Origin of the sequence: Microcoleus sp. C2D2, assembly GCF_036702495.1 — a bacterium.
Lineage (GTDB): Bacteria > Cyanobacteriota > Cyanobacteriia > Cyanobacteriales > Microcoleaceae > Microcoleus.
Window position 1 is genome coordinate 1 of record NZ_JAUBTO010000275.1, and the last position, 5300, is coordinate 5300.

7 protein-coding genes are annotated in these 5300 nt (G+C 43.7%); 3 read left to right on the forward strand and 4 right to left on the reverse strand.

Features of this window, described 5'->3' with window-relative positions; all coding sequences use genetic code 11:
- Positions 1-105: 105 nt before the first annotated feature.
- From QUB61_RS37555 to QUB61_RS37565, 3 genes are read right to left on the reverse strand one after another with little or no spacing between them, the layout of a single operon-like run.
- Positions 106-354: a hypothetical protein gene (locus QUB61_RS37555; protein WP_333136301.1), complete on the reverse strand. Its 249-nt coding sequence runs from the start codon at positions 352-354 to the stop codon at positions 106-108.
- 5 nt (positions 355-359) lie between these two features.
- The gene (locus QUB61_RS37560; RefSeq protein WP_333136303.1) at positions 360-536 is read right to left on the reverse strand and encodes a hypothetical protein; all 177 of its coding nucleotides are present in this window, start codon (positions 534-536) and stop codon (positions 360-362) included.
- Positions 536-1150 carry a hypothetical protein gene (locus tag QUB61_RS37565; RefSeq protein ID WP_333136304.1) on the reverse strand — a complete coding sequence of 205 codons (615 nt, stop codon included), beginning with the start codon at positions 1148-1150 and terminating at the stop codon, positions 536-538. Before QUB61_RS37565 ends, QUB61_RS37560 begins: the two co-directional genes overlap by 1 nt.
- A 203-nt stretch (positions 1151-1353) precedes the next feature.
- Here QUB61_RS37565 and QUB61_RS37570 point away from each other — a divergent pair, with 203 nt between their 5' ends.
- Positions 1354-1569: a hypothetical protein gene (locus QUB61_RS37570; protein ID WP_333136306.1), complete on the forward strand. Its 216-nt coding sequence runs from the start codon at positions 1354-1356 to the stop codon at positions 1567-1569.
- A gap of 205 nt (positions 1570-1774) precedes the next feature.
- Here QUB61_RS37570 and QUB61_RS37575 read toward each other — a convergent pair whose 3' ends face one another.
- Positions 1775-2689, reverse strand: a complete 915-nt coding sequence (locus QUB61_RS37575; RefSeq protein WP_333136308.1) for a GIY-YIG nuclease family protein — start codon at positions 2687-2689, stop codon at positions 1775-1777.
- A gap of 331 nt (positions 2690-3020) precedes the next feature.
- Between QUB61_RS37575 and QUB61_RS37580 the strand changes: the two genes are divergently transcribed.
- Together QUB61_RS37580 and QUB61_RS37585 are read left to right on the forward strand one after the other, a co-directional pair.
- Positions 3021-4985 carry a UvrD-helicase domain-containing protein gene (locus tag QUB61_RS37580; RefSeq protein ID WP_333136310.1) on the forward strand — a complete coding sequence of 655 codons (1965 nt, stop codon included), beginning with the start codon at positions 3021-3023 and terminating at the stop codon, positions 4983-4985.
- A 102-nt stretch (positions 4986-5087) separates the two neighbouring features.
- Positions 5088-5240, forward strand: coding sequence for a hypothetical protein (locus QUB61_RS37585; RefSeq protein WP_333136312.1), 153 nt, complete (start codon positions 5088-5090; stop codon positions 5238-5240).
- Positions 5241-5300 lie beyond the last annotated feature (60 nt).

A 5300-nucleotide genomic window follows, 5' to 3' on the forward strand; every position in this document is an offset into this window, starting at 1 on the left:
AATTGGGTCAACAGGTAAAAGATGAGTAATTTTACTCATTGACAATAGTGCTTTTAGCTTAACTTGTGAGTAATGAGGGGGAGATGGTTTGCAAGGACTCGCGGTCTACTTTCTCAGGGGAGGCTGCGAGTCTTCGTTTGCTTCGATATTGCCAACGGTGTAAATGTCAAGACCCAAATTATCGGCATTATTGTACAAATCGGCTATTTCTTCAGGAAGTAATTCTTCGACTAAAGGCGGATAATTAAGATACTCTCCGCATTCACTCCATCCCAGTTCATACCAACCAGATAATGCCATTGCAGCCTGTACGATTTCTTCTTTTTCCGTTGCCGGGTTGACCGAAATCCACATTACTTTTAATCTCTCAAACTGTTGATTTGACCAACTACTGTAATTGCTACAGCATCCGCTACCCCTTCATCTCTTAGCTGTAATGCAGCAGCCTGTAAAGCTTCCTGGGGGCGGGTTCCAACAACGTTAAAGGTTCGAGTTGTGTTGCATTCCCGCTGCACTTTTACTTTAAAAAAAGCCATTATTCAGCCCCTCCTAACTTCATTGCTCGCAGTTGCGCCAGAACTTCAGCTTGTCCTTTTTGCTCGGCTTGAAATACTGCGAGAGCTCGTGCAGCCCCACGGTTTTGTGCTGCGTTGATTTCGGCAGTGTCTAAGTCAGAATCACGCTGTTGCGCTGCCTTATTTTCGGTTGCAATTTGCGCTAAAAGCTGCATCACGTTTTGGTTAAGAGAGACAGAATTAGAAGTTGCAGTTTGATTGAGTTCTGCAATCCGTCTGTCAAGTGCTGGAGTGTATTCACTGATTGTTAATGCTCCACTGGGTGCAGGAGAGGTGGTTGGGGTAGCTTCTACCAGCTTGCGGAGTTCACTGAGTTTGCCAGCATTTAATAATTTGCAAGCTTTGAGGGCAAGCTCGGAGTATTGGGTCGCTCTGGCAGCGCCCCGGCGCAAGGTTTGGATATCCAGTCCGTAGATGCTGACGAGCTTAGAAATCGATTGTTGCAGTCCTGCTTTGCTAACTCGCAGCAGCCCTTGAATTTGCACCGCAGAGTACCAAATCTCATCATTTTCTGGCTCAGGATTATCGATTGGCTCAACTTCAACGTCAATTACAGCAAGGCTTTCGGGTTCCATAGTTCAACCTACTTAAAAAACGATTTATATCGATATAAACGATTTATATCGATACTTGTGTTATGCTAGCACAAGTACGCTACATATCAAGCGGTGACATACTTAAATTAAAAAAACAATAACGGCGATAAGGTATAGAAGGTGACGTAACAAACTTTCTAGACATTCTTATGCCTTCGGATAAACCACGAGTAACCCTATATTTGGATCCACAAGAGATGGAAGTCCTGGCGACTTGGGCGGCTCAAGAGTTCTTGACCGTACCCCAATTAACACGGGTAGTTGTGAAGCGAGCTATAGCAGAATATCTAAAACAGCATCCTCTTGAGTCTGTCGCAGATGCTCCCAAGGCTGATGCCCAAATCAAAGCAACCGCAGCCAAAGCTAAAACTAAGCAGACTCGGGGGAAAACCAAATAATTTTTAACTAGCGATTTAATCGATGCTCACCCCCAAACAGCCCCGGAGTAGCCGTTTAGTTCTCAACGCCTGGACTTGTGATAATATTCTCTGAAAGAAGCGCAACCGGGTGCGTTTTTCAGTTTGTCCAGTATTGTCGAGTGATGTGGTGGACAAGTTAAATTAAAGGGCGATCGCGTCCGTTGACATCTGGTTTTGGCTCACATCATCTTTTATCCCGATCGGCGATCGCATCCAACTCAGCAGCCGACAGAACCTTGGGTTCCATCCCGTACAAATCATTCAAAATAGTCTTAACATTAGGAAACTGAAAATACTCTGTTAGCTTGCCAATGCGATAATTAAAAGCTTTGTAGCGATGTTTGAAGTATAGCTCCACATTCCCCCGGTGTTCCCAAAGTCCCAGCAAACTGACGCCAGCATCCGAGTAATGTGCTCTCACATCCCGCTGCACTTCGGCGATGCGTTCCTCGATCGATCGGGTTGTCACCCCAATTTTATAGAACGTTTGACCATCCGTTTTGACCTCAACAAAGTAGAGCGAATTCACCAGAATCCGACGAAGCTGTGCCCGATAAATTAGCAAATCAGCCCACCGTTCATCCAAACAAGATAACCCCGCAGCTTCAGCAATCTCTACAGAGCCTTCCAATGAAGCCAGCTCCGACAGCAGCAAAGGTTCTTGGACTTTGTTGAACAGCGCCAGGGGAAGCGCACCCATTGGGATTTTCCCCAAGTCGGTAAAGTGATAAGTGCGATCGCCCTCTGATTCCAGCAATCTCTTCAACTGCCATCGAAAGTTTACCAAGTCTTTGGGAATGCCGTAATCCTGTGCGCCGTACTCTTTCCATAGCACCTTCAACTGTTCCAATTCCTCACCTTTTAACTGAATGTTGAAGCTGTCGTAAAGGGGCAACGAGGGAAATGCTTTGGTTTTAATTCGCTGCGAGACTGGTTTACAAGTTTCCCCGGTGTGGGCGAAGTGATGTTCTTTCACCGAACCCTTTTTTGCAGTGAGGGAGCCTCCGCAGTAGAGGCAAGTTAGCTGAGTTTTTCCGCGCACAACCTCATCAATGCTCGCCAGTTTACCGCTGGGAGCAACACCAAATTTAAGCCACATTGTCAACAATTCTCCTTTAAGCAGGTTTGTAGATGTACCCGCTCCACATGACCAACGATTCTAACAAATCCAGGGGTTAAGGCTTCTGCCGGGAAAGAAAGCGATTGGCACTCGGTACTCTTGATGCGTGACTTTCATCCTTGCATCCCAAATCTAAAATCTAAAATTGTGATCGTCACCCATACGGTGATAATCGCGATCGAGTGTCGATCGAACACAGCGAAAAACGTCTTTAAAGACGCTTTTGACAGAGTGCTCATTGTCTAGTTAAAGCGAGTTAAGCAGCTAATAAATAGTCTATACTGTAAAGGGTTTACAGTATAGTAACTATATGCAAATTTCGTCATATCAAGAAAAAATCATCGACTGGGTAAAGGCTGGAACAGGGAATGCCTGCTGCAATGCTGTAGCTGGTAGCGGAAAGTCAACAACTCTTAGGCTTGCTGCGATCGCATTGCAAGAAGCTGGTATCAAGCCATCACAAATCAAGATTTGCGTTTTCGGCAAAGCTAATTCTCTTGATTTGATTGCCAAGTTTGGCATCAAATGGAAAGAATCAATTTCCACATTACACAGTGCTGGATGGACTTTAGTTAAGAAGCACTTATCAATTAGTAACTCTTATGATGTAGAAGTTTCAGGTAATAAGTACAAAAAAATAGCCGAAGAATTAGGACTAATAGGAAAACGAGGAAGTTATGGATCGCTACAGCTTGACGATGCCATTGAAAAGAATGAAGATTTTATACAATTAATAGATTTAGTACGCCTAACAAATTCTGAACCAATAGCAGAAACTATTGAGGAAATTTGCGAGCATTTTGAGATGGCTGATATCTATGAATTCTCGATAGTTGCAGATGCGATCGCCCAATGTTTAAATATTGGCGAAAATCAAGCCATGAGAAAAACTGGATTTGATTTTACAGATCAAATCTGGTTACCTATAAAATGGAAGCTAAACCAGTGTCGATGGTTTAAACCCTATCGCTTCGTACTCGTTGATGAGTGTCAAGACCTCAATGCCTCTCAACTTGAACTAGCGATCGCCCTTGCTGGAAATGATGGTCGCTTGCTATTCGTTGGCGATCCACGTCAGGCGATCATGGGTTTTGCTGGCGCTGATTGTAATAGTTATCAAAACATCCTTGAGAGAACTAGAGCAATAGAACTACCACTCTCAATTTGTTACCGTTGCCCCAATAGTCACATTGAGTTAGTCAAGAAAAATTTTCCAGAAATTCCCATGATTGCGAGAGCTAATGCAATTGAGGGAAAAATTGAGGTAATTGCAGAGGGGGACTTGTGGAGCGACAAACCTTGCAGATTAACCACTGGTGACATGGTGCTCTGTCGCAAAACAGCACCTTTGGTAAAGCTCTGCATCAGATTAATTGCCAGAGGAATTGCTGCCACAGTAAAGGGTAGAGCAATCGGGGAATTAATCAAAGGCGATCTTAAAGAAATTGCCAAAATGCCAGGATTCCGTTACCCCAACTTCAACGATGCTGTAAGCGCTTACAGAACCGCAAAAAAGGAGCGGTATGAAGGACTGGATAATGAAGAGCAGTTGTGCGAGGCACTTAAAGACAAATTAGAGGCGCTGACAGAAATCTATAAATCACAACCTCAAGCCACTTGTATCACGCATTTAGAAAGCTACATCGATAGTTTATTTAGTGATGAAGCTTCCCCTATTACGCTAAGTACCTGTCATCGTGCAAAAGGACTTGAAGCTGATCGCATTTTCATAATTAGACCTAATGATTTACCTATGGTGTGGGGCAATCAGCAGGACTGGCAGTTAGAGCAGGAAAATAACTTGCTGTATGTTGCCCTGACTCGCAGCAGATCAGAGCTGTATGTAGTAGGTAATGCAAGCTGGCTACAAGAGGCAGAGCCAGAACCAGAACTAGAACTAGAAACAAAAGAGGAAACTGTAAACCATTTACAGCAACCTAACAATAAGGAGAAGTTGAAGAATTGGCTCGAAGGTTTACATGAAAGAGTACGCGCTACTCTTCTCTCTCCAGAGTGGCAAAGCAAGAGCGACCGGGCAATCGCCGATTTCTGCGGTGTAAGCCCACCCACTGTTAGCAAGCACCGTAGGCACTTACAAGAAGAAGGGCTTTTGCCAGAAATTCAGGAGAGAGTTGGTAAAAATGGCCGCACACTCAACACTGGAAATATTGGCACGAAAGCCAACCATAAGGAGAAAATTCTCCAAATTGCCAGTGAGATGGATATGGACGAAATAAAGGAAATTATTGAACTACTAGAGGCAATGCTTTGGTAAAAACGCACCAAGTTGCGCTTCTGGCGGAGAATAATCACAACTTGTCCAGTGATGCGGTGGACAAGTTAGAATTGTCCAGTGGACAAATCTAAAAATTGAAACATGACAAAAATTGAATGGGTAAATGCCAGTCAAACATTACTAAAAATTGATAATCAAATTATCAATTTAGCTGCTCTGACTCAGATTATTCTTAATGAATATTTAGACGACGATGAAGTGCCACACGTAACTTTTTACGTATCCGCTCAATAAATCGGGGTAACAGCAAAAAAAGAAGGTTCACAATCTAGGCACAGCATGGTAGAATATGAC

Coding starts and splice junctions, on each gene's coding strand:
- QUB61_RS37555 (WP_333136301.1), bottom strand. CDS start 354: ATGTGGATTTCGGTCAACCCGGCAACGGAAAAAGAAGAAATCGTACAG.
- QUB61_RS37560 (WP_333136303.1), bottom strand. CDS start 536: ATGGCTTTTTTTAAAGTAAAAGTGCAGCGGGAATGCAACACAACTCGA.
- QUB61_RS37565 (WP_333136304.1), bottom strand. CDS start 1,150: ATGGAACCCGAAAGCCTTGCTGTAATTGACGTTGAAGTTGAGCCAATC.
- QUB61_RS37575 (WP_333136308.1), bottom strand. CDS start 2,689: ATGTGGCTTAAATTTGGTGTTGCTCCCAGCGGTAAACTGGCGAGCATT.
- QUB61_RS37580 (WP_333136310.1), top strand. CDS start 3,021: ATGCAAATTTCGTCATATCAAGAAAAAATCATCGACTGGGTAAAGGCT.
- QUB61_RS37585 (WP_333136312.1), top strand. CDS start 5,088: ATGACAAAAATTGAATGGGTAAATGCCAGTCAAACATTACTAAAAATT.